The organism is Acetivibrio straminisolvens JCM 21531 (assembly GCF_000521465.1).
GTDB lineage: Bacteria > Bacillota > Clostridia > Acetivibrionales > Acetivibrionaceae > Hungateiclostridium > Hungateiclostridium straminisolvens.
In genome coordinates this window covers 24134-39262 of record NZ_BAVR01000015.1, presented here as the reverse complement: position 1 = coordinate 39262, position 15129 = coordinate 24134, and the positions used below count along the sequence as shown (strand labels likewise).

The 15129-nt window shown below is 37.2% G+C and carries 13 protein-coding genes and 2 pseudogenes; 1 reads left to right on the top strand and 14 read right to left on the bottom strand.

The window, feature by feature from the left end; all coding sequences use genetic code 11:
• Window positions 1–140: 140 nt before the first annotated feature.
• From JCM21531_RS05885 to JCM21531_RS05875, 3 genes and pseudogenes are all read right to left on the bottom strand, one after another.
• A complete protein-coding gene (locus tag JCM21531_RS05885) occupies window positions 141–587 on the bottom strand; it encodes a VOC family protein (protein WP_038288205.1) in 447 nt (148 codons plus the stop codon).
• Window positions 588–660: 73 nt separating this feature from the next.
• A pseudogene (locus JCM21531_RS25025) lies at window positions 661–1415 on the bottom strand (class I SAM-dependent methyltransferase).
• A gap of 216 nt (window positions 1416–1631) precedes the next feature.
• Window positions 1632–2468, bottom strand: coding sequence for a DUF1848 domain-containing protein (locus JCM21531_RS05875; RefSeq protein ID WP_038288202.1), 837 nt, complete (start codon window positions 2466–2468; stop codon window positions 1632–1634).
• A 944-nt stretch (window positions 2469–3412) separates the two neighbouring features.
• Between JCM21531_RS05875 and JCM21531_RS05870 the strand changes: the two genes are divergently transcribed.
• Window positions 3413–5002 (top strand): beta-sandwich domain-containing protein, encoded by a 1590-nt coding sequence (locus JCM21531_RS05870; protein WP_131464407.1) that lies wholly within the window; start codon window positions 3413–3415, stop codon window positions 5000–5002.
• 61 nt (window positions 5003–5063) lie between these two features.
• Here JCM21531_RS05870 and lipA read toward each other — a convergent pair whose 3' ends face one another.
• The 11 genes and pseudogenes from lipA to JCM21531_RS20865 all read right to left on the bottom strand — a co-directional run bounded on the left by lipA (window position 5064) and on the right by JCM21531_RS20865 (window position 15110).
• Entirely contained in the window at window positions 5064–5945 is an 882-nt protein-coding gene (gene lipA, locus JCM21531_RS05865) for a lipoyl synthase (protein WP_054847020.1), read from the bottom strand.
• A complete protein-coding gene (gene lipB, locus JCM21531_RS05860; RefSeq protein ID WP_038288196.1) occupies window positions 5938–6603 on the bottom strand; it encodes a lipoyl(octanoyl) transferase LipB in 666 nt (221 codons plus the stop codon). The genes lipA and lipB overlap by 8 nt, the downstream gene beginning before the upstream one ends.
• Window positions 6604–6608: 5 nt before the next feature.
• The gene (locus JCM21531_RS23585) at window positions 6609–6734 is read right to left on the bottom strand and encodes a hypothetical protein (RefSeq protein ID WP_279378986.1); all 126 of its coding nucleotides are present in this window, start codon (window positions 6732–6734) and stop codon (window positions 6609–6611) included.
• Entirely contained in the window at window positions 6734–7999 is a 1266-nt protein-coding gene (locus JCM21531_RS05855) for a dihydrolipoyl dehydrogenase family protein (RefSeq protein WP_059387190.1), read from the bottom strand. Before JCM21531_RS05855 ends, JCM21531_RS23585 begins: the two co-directional genes overlap by 1 nt.
• Window positions 8000–8028: 29 nt before the next feature.
• Entirely contained in the window at window positions 8029–8811 is a 783-nt protein-coding gene (locus tag JCM21531_RS05850) for an ABC transporter permease (protein ID WP_054847019.1), read from the bottom strand.
• The gene (locus JCM21531_RS05845) at window positions 8786–9436 is read right to left on the bottom strand and encodes an ABC transporter substrate-binding protein (protein WP_243467293.1); all 651 of its coding nucleotides are present in this window, start codon (window positions 9434–9436) and stop codon (window positions 8786–8788) included. The genes JCM21531_RS05850 and JCM21531_RS05845 overlap by 26 nt, the downstream gene beginning before the upstream one ends.
• Window positions 9391–9786, bottom strand: coding sequence for a substrate-binding domain-containing protein (locus JCM21531_RS20875; protein ID WP_243467292.1), 396 nt, complete (start codon window positions 9784–9786; stop codon window positions 9391–9393). Before JCM21531_RS20875 ends, JCM21531_RS05845 begins: the two co-directional genes overlap by 46 nt.
• 53 nt (window positions 9787–9839) lie before the next feature.
• Window positions 9840–10529: an ABC transporter ATP-binding protein gene (locus JCM21531_RS05840; protein WP_038288193.1), complete on the bottom strand. Its 690-nt coding sequence runs from the start codon at window positions 10527–10529 to the stop codon at window positions 9840–9842.
• Between the two features lie 121 nt (window positions 10530–10650).
• A complete protein-coding gene (locus JCM21531_RS05835) occupies window positions 10651–11937 on the bottom strand; it encodes an aspartate aminotransferase type Ic (protein ID WP_054847017.1) in 1287 nt (428 codons plus the stop codon).
• A 145-nt stretch (window positions 11938–12082) separates the two neighbouring features.
• On the bottom strand, window positions 12083–13171 hold the full coding sequence (locus JCM21531_RS05830; protein WP_038288187.1) for a 2-oxo acid dehydrogenase subunit E2: 1089 nt from the start codon (window positions 13169–13171) through the stop codon (window positions 12083–12085).
• Window positions 13165–15110: pseudogene (locus JCM21531_RS20865) on the bottom strand (dehydrogenase E1 component subunit alpha/beta). Before JCM21531_RS20865 ends, JCM21531_RS05830 begins: the two are co-directional and overlap by 7 nt.
• Between the last annotated feature and the right edge of the window lie 19 nt (window positions 15111–15129).

The window sequence follows — 15129 nt, the reverse complement described above, 5'->3', positions numbered from 1 at the left end:
CGTGCTTTAATAGAATTATTCTATAAACAAGTGCAAAATTCCTCTTTTAAATATAAAATGTAAACAAATTCATATATAATTTAAGCAGGAGCTTATCGAAGATTCATATCTCCTGCTTATTAACATACTTCTCATCTTTTTTAATGTTCATTTTTTTCTTCACGAGAATTCTCCCAAAGCCGAATGCGTTCTTCATGGCTTACTTCCCTATGTATTTGATGCAGCATCCATTGATAACCGAAGGGGTCGGAAAATATGGCATTTGACAATCCGTAATCAGGCATTTCGGTCACCGGCTGTATCTCTGTACACCCCGCGTTTATCGCTTTTACAAATGTTTCCTTAATGTCTGGGACAGCTATATTAAACCAAATTGTATTGGGTTTATCAGGGTCCGGTGCTTTTAACCCGAATTCAGGATTTTCATCCAGCATGTGAAAACGTGCTCCATACAAAGTAAAAACAACTTCATTTTCACCTTTGGGAAGATTGGATACCTCAACGCGCTGAATATCAAATATTTTTTCGTACAATTCCAGTGCTTTCAAACTGTCTGCCACAATCATATCAATTTCTACTCCAACCATTACAAACCCATCCTCTCCCGATAAACTATATATTTTCTACTTCAAATTTTCCTACCGGTGTTCAAGTTGCTACTTACTTTTTGATTGCTCTTGTTGCAAAAAAAGATGGCACATTGAATTCATGAAGCCTGCCTTCTCCGTTTGTATCTTGATATATATCCGTAAGAACAAACCCTGCTCTTAATTGTCCTCCAATTTGCTCTTCTATGGTGTGGGAGAACTGGATTCCCCAATTATTTTTTATTGACTCCCGGTACAATTGCCCATCTTTCAACGGATTAAACGGCAATTTGCGAACCAACATTTTTTGCTCATCGTCGAAAGCATAATTAATGCCGTTATCTAATCCGGCCAATAGAATTCCGCCTTTTCTCAATACCCTGTAGCATTCTTTCCAAACAGAATAAACGTCTTCGATATAGCAATTGGAAACAGGATGAAAAATCAAGTCAAAAGATTCATCTTCAAAAGGCAAAGGATTTGACATATCTTCTTTAACTATCCTAATCTCATAATTTTCTCTTTGGGCAACCTCTTTTTCTTTAAGCAATTGCTTTTCCGAATAATCCAGTACCGTACATTTTGCACCCAATGCTGCAAATATAGCATTTGCTGTCCGCCGCCACATGCCAAACCCAAAATTTCAGCATTCTTTATTTCGCAAAACCAGTCCTTTGGTACAGGTTTTGTTGGGGTTAACAGCACATACCAATCATTGTTCTTTGCCTTTTCAAACATCTCATGACTAACGGGCTGCCCCCATTCCCAACCTTCTTCCACCCATTTATCAATAACTTTAGAATTTATTTCTGTGTATTTTTCACTCATATAAATCTCTCTCCCTGTAAGAAAACATTAACGCCAGTCGTCAACCGGCATTTATTCACTTTTCATTAGCCGGAAATTTTCAAAATATTTTCGAAGTTCAAATCCTCCATTGCCATTCATGGCAATGGGTAATAAATACAGAACAAAGGATATTTGCAAAAATATTATATATCAATTTTATACATTTTATATGAGCAAATCAACATCCCAATTCAACTATCTTGCATAGCAATACAGGCACCCATGTTTGCAGCTCTGTTCATCATAGCCTCCTATGTCTTTTGACCTGGTGCATCCGCATTCTTTCCTCTGCCCCGAGTCCTTTGCCCGCGAAGCTCTCTTTCCAAACAATTCCTCAAGGTAAGCTCCATCTATACAATGTCCCTTTTTTACTCCGGGTATTGACTCAATAGCCGGACTGCTGCATGTATATATAGTAACCCCATACTTATCAGCAATCTCAACTAATTGACTTACAAACTCAATTTGCTTTTTTTGTGAAGGATGAGAAAAAGTAAAATTGCATTTTTTCATTCTCTGCTCCACTTTTTTATACAAACAAAGAAAGCTTATGGTACAGCGATTTACTCCAAAAGACGAAATATCTTTGCATAGAGCCTCAAACACCTTTAGCCTCGCTCTTTCAAAGTTTTCCGGTACCGGTTCTTTCTCTCCTTTTAAGCTAAAAACAATAGGGTCAAATCTCCAGTTAATTTGCTGCGGTGAGTACTTTCGTGCCAGTTGCTCCATCTGTCTGACCGCTTCATTTGTGTCAACAACATTTGGCTCTAAAAGCTTTGAATACCCCGTGATTGTAAACTGAAAATAGAGATTGTACAGCGACAAATATTTCGGGTCTTTTAGTACATTGGCAAAGGACTTGGACCACAAGCAAATTGAGTGCACTTTTTCACAAGACAAATCCACCATGTATGTGGATTTATTGTAAGGATTTTTTACCATAACATATTTATTTTTTAGACATTCTTGCAGCCAGTCATAATAAAAGGCAGGAATATCCGTTCTTCTGCTGCAGCTTATTATCTCAAGCACTGGCTAAATTCCCCCATTAGTAATTATCGGATATATTTTGCTTATTAAAATCTATATTTTAATAAGCATTCCTATTATAATATAACCTTTTTGACTTTTCAAAAGTAGTGAAACATCACTGATAAATATATTTAACAAAACTCCAAAAACAATATCACTAGTTTTTATTTACTAAGCAAATTCCTTCAAATGAGAAGCTATATTACCTTTATAGAGACCGTGCAAATAATGCATGGGTCTGGTTATTGCCGTGTGCAAAATCTTTAAATCAAAGCCGGTATCACTAAAGTTTTCATCCGAAGATTTCAAAATATTGAGGCCATAAATCATGATAAATGTGGTTAATTAACTCTTCCCAGCAATCTATACCCCTATGGGAATTTACTCTCTGATTTGTATCCCCCATAATTGTCATAGAATTGTTTTCCGATTCTTCAGGATTGATTCAAAGAAACCACATGCAAGCAAGGTTTAATAAAGTCTCTTTTTTATGCGTTCATAGATTAAATTGTATAAATACCGAAGGATTAAAAGTCTTAACATATGTTACGGCACTTTTACAGGTCTGCCGTAATATTCACAATAGGATTTTTCGAGTAGTTCATTAATAAATGCTTTATTTATTCATTTTAGCATATAATTTTTGAAATTTTATTATATAATCAGCGGTTTCGGACGGTTCTCTGTTTGATATCTTAGCTTGTTTTACTAATCACAAGTATATTATAATAATAAATGAATTGATAAATTTTCGATGTCAGTTTCATTTTACATAAACAGCACGTCGAAAGGAATGAGTCCGAGTATGAAAAAGCCCTTCGCAACTTTAAAACAGTTAAGAGGAATTGTAAAAAAATTGTGTTGCCGTCACAAATACAATAATGAGGCAAATGTTGATTTCAATTATTAATACAAAAAAGGTTTTACGGAAAGGAGATTCACCTGTGTTTGTTTCGTTGGATATTGACATGTATAAAGATGGATTCACCAGGGAAATGTTCGACTGTGTTGACATACCAATGGCAGCGGCTGCAGGGTATTATGACAAAAACTTTTATTATTATTTCGGTATCCTGTCAGCCGTCGAAAAAAACTGGTCAAAGAAGGAAACCATACCCGATCAGGAGTTCTTAGACTCCTTTGCCAACAGAAGCGATAATGTTTTTAGACGCCTGGGGCTTAGATTGGAAAGGCATCGTGCATCCGACAAGGTAGAAATGATACAGAAACTGAAAGCATGTATGAAAAGAAAAAAACCTGTACTGGTTTATACGAAATACAGTTCTCTGTTTTATAATATTTATTATAAGGCAGAAGAAGGAGAACAACTGCATCTTCTGGTAATAGACGCATGGAATTCGGAAAATAATACATTCCGTATCAGAGACAGTGCATTTTTGCGTGGAACGGAATTACTTGATAATGATGCAGATGTTCTGTTTCCGATCAGAGTAACGGAAGACATGCTTACAACCATGTGGGAAAGCAATTATACCGGAAAAGCCGAAAAATACATGAAAGATTGTTTTGACGGCTTTTTTACCCTTGAAAGCGATGAAAACACTCATATTACATTTCAGCAGATAATCAGCTATTTTATATCGGATATGATGCAATATGACAGCAATTTTCTAAAAATCATGGATAACCTGCAGGAATTAAGCGAAAGTATATCAACTTTTCCGGAATTCTACGCCAGGCAGTTTATCGGTAATGTGAAGGGATTGTTTCTGGCTCTGGAACAGTGTTTGGATAATCAAAAGAACTATATCTTTCAAGAAGATGAATATATTGCCCTGCGTAATGATTACATTACTTCAAGAGAAAACCGTTTTTACAGATTATATCAGAAGGCATTGACAAAAAGGTGTTTTACCCAAAAAGAAAAAGAACAGTATGCTCAAAAAGAAAAAGAAAATAATTTAAAGCTCCTTGATTTCTTGAAAAAGGTGAACGAGTATAACCAAAAATATTATAACAGCCTGAAAACCATCGAAAAAGTAGATTTAAGCAAATATTTCAACAATGTAGGGTTTGCTTTGAACAATACTGACGGAGACATTGCCGATTTGACAGGAAACGGAATCTATTTTCTGGACGATGATCTATTGCACAAACGTTTAAATTCCAGTGAACTATTTCAGATGGCACGCAAAGCAAAGACCGGTGACTGTGACAATATATCCTGCCAAGGCCAGGAGATCGAGATACCAAAAGGAAAGTATACGGAGTTTTTTATGCTGGCTTGTTCCGAGTACGGAAGCTATAGTGAGAAAATAGAATTTCTCATGGACGACAACGTGGTAAGTGAAGTTGAAATATCCATATCGGATTTTTATCAGTTTGCCTTATACGGAGAAAAACAGTTTTGGAGCGGAGAAGCATATCAACGCAAAGATGGTACAACAAAGCAATTGCACTTTAATGCAAAAATATTTCAGTACGAGTATAATCTCGGCGGAAATGAGATAAACAAAATAAGGTTGTGCAATCGCCGCAACATCCATATATTCGCAATTACACTTATAAAATAAACCGCAGGCAAAACCACGGTTTGCAATCTCATATGTTAAGTATGGATAAACTTTTCCTCAATTACATATGCGGATTAACCGTTAGTTGCCTGCACCTTTTATAAGCTTCCGATGAACGGTATGAACTTCTTACCAGCGGTCCGGATTCAACATGCTTAAATCCAATCTGATATGCTTTTTGCTTATACTCTTTAAAGATATCGGGATGAACGTATTCAACAACATCCATGTGTTTTCGGGACGGTTTGAGATATTGCCCTATGGTCAGTATATCGCAACCTGTATCTTTTAAGTCTTTCATTAGCTCAAACACTTCATTCGCAGTCTCACCCAACCCCACCATAAAGCCTGATTTTGTTATTATATTACTGTCGGTCTTTTTTGCTTTTGACAAGAGACTCAGAGAACGTTCATAATTTGCCCCGGGTCTTACAGTTCCATAAAGCGAAGCAACCGTTTCAATATTATGGCCTAAAACATCAACCTTTGCTTCCAATACCGTATTCAGCGATTTTTCATTTCCATTGAAATCAGGTACCAAAACTTCTACGGAAGTCATTTTTGAATGTCTGTGTATCGCTTTCACCGTTTTGAAAAAATGGGAGGCTCCACCGTCTTCCAAATCGTCCCGTGTGACTGAGGTTACCACCACATGAGAGAGCCGAAGTTCAACAACGGCTCCGGCAATTCTTTCCGGCTCATCCCCGTCCACCCGTAAAGGTTGCTCATTCATAATTCTGCAAAATTTACAATTCCTTGTGCAACGGTTGCCAAGAATCAGAAAAGTTGCTGTATTGATTCCGAAGCACTCTCCGATGTTTGGACAGCTCGCCTCGTTACATACCGTATGCAAAGAATAGTTGCTTACTATCGAATTAATTTTTCTCAAACCGTTGATATTTACCTTGACCTTTAACCATTCAGGAAATACCGGTTTACTCATACCGCACCTGCAACATTTCCTTATACCCAAAGATTTTTTTAAAATAATCCGAAACCATCATCATAATATCTTCAAAATTCACCCTTCGATTTAAAATGTTTTCAAGCGATGTTACTCCCTTATCCTTTATTCCGCAAGGAATAATGTTAGAAAAATAACTCATGTCAGTATTCACATTAAAGGCAAATCCGTGATATGTAATCCACTTTTTAACTCCAAATCCAAATGCAGTCAACTTGCTGTTATTCACCCAGATCCCCGGGTATTTTTCGTCAGTTTCGGCTAATATACCAAACTCTTCTTTCAACAGCCGAATAAAGAGGTTTTCCATCATCGACATAAAGCGATGTACACTTCTTCCATAACCATTGAGATCAACTATCGGATAACCCACTAATTGTCCGGGGCCATGATACGTAATATCTCCCCCCCGTGTAATTTTAAACAGCTTTATGCTTCTTTGGTCAAGAAAACTTTCATCTACCAAAAGGTTTTTGATATTTCCGTTTCTTCCAACAGTATATACATGCGAGTGTTCCAATAAAATCAAAGTATCGTTGATTGCATTCTCATATCTCATATTTAAAAGTTTTTTCTGCAGTTCCAATGCTCGGGAATATTCCATGCATCCCGGCAGTATTAAGTTACAGGTTGACATCCACTCTAACCGCCTTCGCTTCCTAAAATCGAATCTATCTGGAAAATCCCTTCCCGGATTATCTCCGATATGCTCGGATGAGGAAAAACAACTTCCTTGATGTCCTTTAATTCCATTTTTCTTTCAATCATTACAGCTGCACCATATATATCTCCGATACATAGCTTCCCGCAATATGAACTCCTATCAACCTGCGGCTGTTTTTATCAACCAATATCTCACACAATTCAAAGCCGGACTCGTTTTCCGCAACAAACCTGCCGCTGTATTGCAAAGATAATGTATGTTTTTCATAATTAATGCCCTTTCCGGCAGCAGATTCTTCTGTTTCTCCCACTCCTGCAATTTCAGGACAAGAATATATTACATAAGGAATGTTGTCATATCTCATAACATCCTTTTTGCCCAAAATATTATTGACACATACATCCGCCTGCCTGAATGCCGTATGGGCCAGCATGGATCCCCCCGTCACATCACCGGCCGCATAAACACGCGAAATATTCGTTTGACAGGTTTCATCGATTTTAATGCCGTCTTTTTCCGGCGTCAACCCAATATTTTCAATGCCCAGTTCGTCAACAACAGGTGTTCTCCCTGTACACAAAAGTACGTAATCCGGATGCAGTACATATTCTCTCCCGTTGGAATAAAAAGTTATCGAATCGTGAGAAATATTTAATATACTGCTGTTAAAATAAAAATCTATACCTTTCTTCCTGAATATTTTCATCAAGTTCTCTGCAAATCCTCTGCCGGTATTTAAAGCTATCCGATCACTCATTTCCAATACAGTTACCTTACATCCCAGCATTGAGTAGTAAGAGGCCGTCTCCAGCCCAACGGCACCGGCTCCCAGTATAACGAGAGAAGCAGGCAGTGATTTTAAATCGAGAAACTCACTGTTTGTTAAAACATATCCGTTCTCGAGACCCTCCATAATTCCATCTATTACAGGAATTTTAGGTTTTGATCCGGTAGCTATCAGAAGATTTTTCCCTCTGACAACAGTATCATTAACCGTTAACTCAAATACTCCGTCCATCTTGCCGATAATTTTTGCTTTCCCATAAATTATTTCAGTACCGCGGGATTTGAGCTGGTTCAATATCCCCCCGGAGAGCTTCTTTACAATTCTGTTTTTTCTTTCAATCACAGTTTCCGGTTCAAATTTAACATTATCTGCCACAACCCCGAATTTTGCACCTTCTTTTACAGACGTAAACAACTTGGCAGAATTAAGCAACACCTTTGAAGGTATACACCCCTCGTTTAAGCATGTTCCTCCGATTGATTTCTTTTCAATCAACAATGTCCTTAGATTTTCGTCTGAAGCTCTTCTTGCAGCCCAGTACCCAGCCGGACCTCCTCCAATAACGATTAAATCGTAGCTCATATCTGTACCACCCTGTATTTACCGTTATACTATTGCTCATGATGCAACGTCTTTCCGTTTCTCGCAATTTTAGTGATTCTAAGCATTTGCTCAAAAACCCCCGCCATAAATATTGCTATAAGAGACCAGGCAAAAACTCCTGCAGTATTAAGATTCGCCTTTTCCATTTGAAAACTTGTACCCATTGATAATTTCGGTTGGCTCAAAACTTCAGCTGCTATTACTATTTTAAGATTCAATGCCGCGGCAGCAGACATTGCACCGTTCAAGTATGATACTATCGACGGTATGTATAGTTCTTTTATAGTATCTAACTTATTAATATTATATACTTTCATCATTTCAACCAACTTAGAATCAACGTTTCTGATCCCCTGAACAACATTCTCATATATGATTGGGAATATTACCACAAACCCTACCAATATCGGAGCTTTTTCAGATTCCAACCATATAAGCGTGAGGAGTATCATTGCCATGGTCGGCACCGCTTTGATTATCAGCACAAAAGGTCTTAGCAAATAGTAAATAGCCTTAAAAAGTCCCCCCAGCATACCAAAAAGCATTCCTGTACCCAAAGCAATTAAAAATCCTATTATTGCCCTTTTTGATGTATTAAGAACAGAACCAAAAAAAGCAGGTGATTCAACAATTCTTATAATTTCCCGCAAAGTAACTTCAGGTGAAGGAATAAGCACCTCTTTATTAACTACAACGGAAACTATTTTCCAAATAATTAACATTGCTATTATTGAAACAACGGTATAAATCAATTCTTTGAATACATTATTTTTCAAGATAGAAATCTTCATCAGGAAGTTTCCCTCCTATAACCTCCGGAGAATATTCATAAAGAATTTTCAGGTAATCATCTACTGATTCCTTCGCATCTTTTGAATTTACAAATTTAATATTCGACCTTTCAAATCCATTAACTACAGCATCTTTTGATATGCCGGTTTCCAACTCCTCGCTGTATTCACCGGCTGTTTGGACGTTTTCCGACAACCAATTGATGCTCTTCTCATATTCTTTCAAAAACAATTCAACAAACTGCGGATTTTTCTCAATAATATCATTTTTTATTATAAGAGAGGCTTGCGGATAACCAAAATTACCCTTGTTTAATTCTATCCACTCTTTTTGCAAATCAAATAAAATCAATGTATTTTGCTTTTTTAACATAACATTTGAAAGTATCGGCTCCGGTATAACAGCTAATGCACACTTTCCCGATATAAAAGCCGATGCCAATTCAGTGCCTTCCCCAACATAGGTTAACGTTACATCTTTTTCCGGATCGATACCGTTGCCGGAAAGAATATATCTTAAAACAATGTCCGGCGTAAGGCCTCTTCCCATAGTATATATTTCCTTCCCTCGAAGTTCTTCTAAATCTTCCGTTTTTTCGTTTCCGACAATGTATAGGCGCCCCACACGCTGGATGCCGCCAGTTTATAATCCACTCCTTTATTATAAAGTGTGGCGGCCAAATTAGTGGAAACCACTGCAATATCAATTTCTCCGGAAATGATTCTGGAAGACATTAAATCCGGTGACTTTACCGATTCATAGCTTAACTCAAAGTTTTCTCCAAAATCAGGGTTGTCTTTAAACATTTTTATCATGCTAAGGGTAGGTGCACCCTGGGGAGCTGCCACCTTTATCTTCATTTTTTCCGTTCCGGCTGAGGTTTCCCCATCAGTTTTATTTACATTTGAAGCACATCCCGAAAATACAAATACCATAAAACTTAGAATCAAAATCATGCTAATTACTTTTTTCATTGATATACACCCTTTTCTTTCAATTTTTTTGCTATTGATTATAAATTTTAATTTTATTGTCTTGATAGAATTTTTAATAGACGGCACCTTAAGTCCACCATTTTCTTGTCATCGATTCTTCTTTCCTGTTGAGGCATACTGACATTAACTACAGTATCCACTCTGCAGGGGTTCCCGGACAGAACTATTATTTTATTCCCCAGCAGTACAGCTTCATCTATCTCATGGGTTACAAATACAATTGAATTGTTTAGTTTACACCATATATCAATCAAACATTTTACCATGCTGATTCTTAGATCATAGTCCAGCGATTTGAAAGGCTCGTCCATCAAAAGTATTTCCGACTGAAAATTATAAGCTCTTGCTATAGAGCACCTTTGTCTCATGCCTCCGCTTAATTGGGCCGGATACTTTTTTTGAGAATCCTCCAGTCCCACAATTCTAATTAAATCTCTTATACTTTTGTCCGATGCTTTTTTATTTACCAACTTAATGTTTTCAAATACAGTTTTCCACGGTAACAACCTGTCTTCCTGAAAAACATACCCGACTTTTTTTTTGCTTTCTTTAATCGTCCCTTTATCAGGTTTTATGATCCCGGCAATTATATTGAGCAAAGTAGATTTACCGCATCCGGAAGGCCCTAAAATACAGGTTATTTCTTTATCATTAATGGAAATATTTATATCATGTAATACTTCTTCCTCTCCAAAGCTTTTGTAAATTCCCTCCAGTCTCATTTCATCCTCCATTCCGCCGCTACAGCACAAACAGTAATGAAAGCAATCGTGGTCTATACCCTTTTGCCATAAATCTTAAACAGCTTCCCGTTAATTTTTTAAGGTATTGACAACGTCTTCATCAAGTATTAAAGAGGAGCGTACCGTCCGAATATTTTTTTAGCGTAACAATTTGTATACATATACACAATAATTCCATAGCATTTTCCAGTTCCTCAACCGAAGGAAATGTGGGGGCAATCCGTATATGCCTATCCTCAGGATCCACTCCATATGGAAAAAGCGTTCCCGGATTTCCCAAAACAAGTCCGGCCCTGGCTGCCATTTCCACAACTTCCGAAGCACACCCCTTGAGCGTCTTTAAATGAATAAAGTATCCTCCCTGGGGATAATTCCACCAGGCCATCCCCTTACCGTCAAGCTCTCTTTCGAAAACACTCAATACCATGTCAAACTTGGGTTTTATTATTTTAACATGTTTTTTTACGTGTTCCCTTATGTTGTCCATATTCTTTAGAAAACGAACATGTCTTAACTGATTAATCTTGTCGGGGCCGATTGTCTGCATTGAAAGCTGAACTTTAATACCTTCTATGATTTCTTTACATGCAGCCATCATCGCAACTCCTGCTCCCGGTAGAGTTATCTTTGAAGTAGTGGAAAAAATCACAACACGGTCAGGGTTGCCTGCATCTTTACAAGCTTTTAATATGTTTTTCAATACCGGAGGGTTCTCGGAAAAATGATGAACAGCGTAAGCATTATCCCAAAATATTCTGAAATCACAGGCTTTGGTTTTCATAGCAGCCAGCCTGTCCACCACTTCATCGGCATATACAGTGCCTGTGGGATTACTGTATTGCGGCATGCACCATATTCCTTTAATGCTCTCATCATTAGCCACAAGTTCCTCAACCGCATCCATGTCAGGACCATAATCTTTTATCTCAACGTTGATCATTTCGATATTGAAATGCTTGCAAATTGCAAAATGCCGGTCATATCCCGGAGACGGACATATAAATTTTACTTTGTCCGACAACATCCACGGCACATTAATGCCCGGAACCCCATGAGTCATAGCCCGTGCTATAAAATCGTACATTAAGTTCAAGCTTGAATTTCCACCGATTATTATTTCATCTTCATTCATATCAAGCAACTGGGAAAATAGTTTTTTTGCCTCCCTTATCCCGTCTACAATCCCATAGTTTCTGTAGTCAGTTCCATCTGACGCCAAACAGTCCCTATAATTTAAACAAGTAATCAATTCCGAAGACAAATCCAATTGTTCCTGACACGGTTTCGATCTGGATATATCCAAATGCATCTTTCGATCCACAAATTTATAATACCTGTCATATAACTCACTCAAATTATTATTAAAAAACTGCGGCAAATTCAAAATTCATATCCTCCTTTCCCTGTCAGAGTTTGCAAAACAGAATCAATGTTTTAATTCCAAACCTGAAAACCAAATGATGTATTGCTTCCAAAAACCCAATTTCAGCTGTTTTAAAGCATTATGCAATCAAATTCCAAAAAAGAATTCTCTAAAAATAACAGTTTATGCTTTCAATCAGTTCTTTTAAAAACATAGTGGCTTTCCTTCCTTCCGTCACTCTGTGATCGAAAGTTAACGAAACCGTATATCGCCTGAGTTTTTCATCGAATCCGGATATACCCAAAACAGCCGATTGTTTCGAACTAACCAGAGGTGAAAAAAACGCAACCCCCTCATTAGACATGTCACTTATTGTAAATGTGGAACCCGTTATATCGTCTATTGAAAGCTTATTTCTTAAATATTTTTTAATGGCACGAAATATTTCGTTTTCAACTTCACTAACGGTTTTTCCTTCCAGGTCAGGCAATTTTACCACTTTCAACCCATATCCCGCATCAATTGCCATGCCGATTTTAATACTCTTATAGTAAGCAATTCCGTCACCAGAAAAGAATGCATTTAACTCCGGATACTTTTTAAGCAATTTGAAAACTTCCAAAACGACAACCGACAAAAGGTAATTATTAGTATTATCCGGACTATAACTTTCCTTTACGTCCAAATATAAATAAACCGTACTTGTAACATTTCCCGCGTCAAGAAAGTTGTTTATCTCTGATCTTTTAATATTACTCAATGTTTTATATTCAATTTCATCATTATCGAAAATTTGCTCCTTTTGGAGATTTCTATCCTCCTTAACATGTCCCGTATTCTTAATTACATTTTTAACATCATCAACATTTACCAGATCTCTTCCTTGAAAAACAGCCTTGTTAATCTTTGAGGATTCAATCAGCTCCAAAGCAGCTTTGGAATATATTGTTTCGATTTCATCATGATTTTCCGTATCGTTTTTTATATGATAATTGTCCTTTGAATCGGTACAGGGCATTGAATCATATATTCTGCAAATCAGTTCCCCTACCCTTAATTCATCACCCTCCTTACAAAAAAACTCTATATATCCGTCAAACTCAGAATCAATGCATACATTCACTTTGGAAGTTTCAAACTCCAAAATAGCCTGCCCTGAATTAACGTAGTCACCGCTTTTAAAATATAATTTGCTTATTCTCACAAACTCGTCATTAACAGATTCCTGAGGCACAAATATTTCTTGCAGTACTAACACTTAAACACACCGCCTATGACTTGTATAATATTTCTCCTGTTTGTCAAAACCTCTTCCTCCAGTTTTTTATTGGCCGGAACAGGAACAGGCACTGATGCAATTCTTCTAGCATATATTCTGTTCTCTGTTCTTTCCAAGACCGAAGCAATTATTTCACTTCCTATTCCGTTACAAGCACTTCCTTCCTCAACCACAAAAAGATGTCCCGTTACATTGGTTGAGCGTATTATTTCATCATAATCAACAGGCTTAATTTTCGAAAGAATTATTACCTCCGCCTTTACGTCGTATTCATAAAACAATGTCGCGATACAATCCACCACAATGGAACTCATTCCTCCATAAGTTACAATTGTTGCCGTCGGTCTGGAAACAATCGGTCTGATTCTGACAATGGGATAATTTCGGACATATGCTAATTCAAACTTATAATTCTCCACATTTGCTTTTGTTATTTTTTTCGCATAATCTGCCTTGTTTTCTATAACAATTACCGGGTTTTTTTCATTTTCCAAAATCGATTTATATATGGGTCTGGGATCAGTTAAAGAATTCAGGGAAATAACTTTTATATTATCAATACACAGCAACAATTTATCCAATGTCTGCGAGTGAGTAGGGCCATATCCCCGCCTTCCGCCCATGGGGGTTCGCAAAACAATGGGACAATTAACACGCTTATTATACATATGGAAAAATTTTACCGAATGGTTTAAAACCTGATCCAAACATAAAGTTATAAAATCCCCAAACATTATTTCTAAAAACGGTCTGTAGCCGGCTAAAGCCAATCCATTTGAAATTCCTGTTATTGCGGCTTCACTTATCGGTGTGGTAAGCACCCTCTCAGGAAATTCAGTACTCAAATCCTTCGAGATTTTAAAAGCTCCTCCATACGGTGCCAGTACATCTTCCCCGATAAAAACCACTTGCTCGTTTTTTCTCATTTCTTCCTTAAAAAAAGAATAAATAAGATCGGATTGCCTGATTTCAATCTCATCCGGCTCTTTCCAAATATATTCGGATTCTTCTCCACCTTCCGGATTATCATAATATTCATCAATTCTTATTTCTGCAAATTTTTCCGTTTCTTCTTCGATAACGGCATCCAATTCCTTATCAATTTCATTTAATAACTCCTGATACAAATCAGGGTTTGTGTTTCTGAAAACATTCAGCGGATCCTTTCGGTAATACATCTCTATCTCACTTTTATCTCTATAGTCATCACCCTTTGAATGAGCATTCAGGCGATATGTATCAACCAAATGAAAAGCCGGTTTACCGTTTGTTCTAACATAATTTATACTCTCTTTTGCATTGTTAAAAAGCTGCTCCAACTCCCAGGTGTTACTTTTAAATACCTTTATATCAAAACACTCCGCCCTCTTTACAATATCTCCGGACAAATTCAATTCCTGTTTTGTAGACTGGGCGTAATAATTATTTTCGCAAATAATAAGAATGGGAATATTCCACTTTGAGGCAATATTCATTGTTTCATAAAGTATTCCCTCCCCCAAGGTGCCGTCCCCAATAAAAGCCAGAGAAATACCGTCTTTTTTCCCCATTTTGCTTGCAAGAGCCAAACCCGCAGCAATTGGAACCATACCACCCTGAATGCCGTTAGAGTAAAAGTTTTTCCAGTGTAAATGCTGGCTCCCTCCGATACCACCGCATACCCCTCTTTTACTCCCCATCAATTCAGCAATTAATTCTCTATAACTCTTGCTGTATACGATAAAATGCCCATGCAGCGATGATTTGAAACAATTATGTCATTTTCGTTTATCTGATTGATAAAAGCTACCGCTGAAAACTCTTGACCGACACAGGTATGTATTGTACCGTTTATTTTCCCTTTGGAAAACAGTTCTAACAGTTTCTCTTCAACTCTTCGAATTAGCAATGCTTCCTTAAAATAACTAATATCTGTCATTATTTTTCTTCCTCTTTTA

What these genes read in the sequence shown, in the direction of transcription:
- JCM21531_RS05885 (WP_038288205.1), bottom strand. Translation starts at nt 587, where the DNA reads ATGGTTGGAGTAGAAATTGATATGATTGTGGCAGACAGTTTGAAAGCA.
- lipA (WP_054847020.1), bottom strand. Translation starts at nt 5,945, where the DNA reads ATGAGTAAACCGGTATTTCCTGAATGGTTAAAGGTCAAGGTAAATATC.
- lipB (WP_038288196.1), bottom strand. Translation starts at nt 6,603, where the DNA reads ATGTCAACCTGTAACTTAATACTGCCGGGATGCATGGAATATTCCCGA.
- JCM21531_RS23585 (WP_279378986.1), bottom strand. Translation starts at nt 6,734, where the DNA reads ATGATTGAAAGAAAAATGGAATTAAAGGACATCAAGGAAGTTGTTTTT.
- JCM21531_RS05855 (WP_059387190.1), bottom strand. Translation starts at nt 7,999, where the DNA reads ATGAGCTACGATTTAATCGTTATTGGAGGAGGTCCGGCTGGGTACTGG.
- JCM21531_RS05850 (WP_054847019.1), bottom strand. Translation starts at nt 8,811, where the DNA reads ATGAAGATTTCTATCTTGAAAAATAATGTATTCAAAGAATTGATTTAT.
- JCM21531_RS20875 (WP_243467292.1), bottom strand. Translation starts at nt 9,786, where the DNA reads ATGAAAAAAGTAATTAGCATGATTTTGATTCTAAGTTTTATGGTATTT.
- JCM21531_RS05840 (WP_038288193.1), bottom strand. Translation starts at nt 10,529, where the DNA reads ATGAGACTGGAGGGAATTTACAAAAGCTTTGGAGAGGAAGAAGTATTA.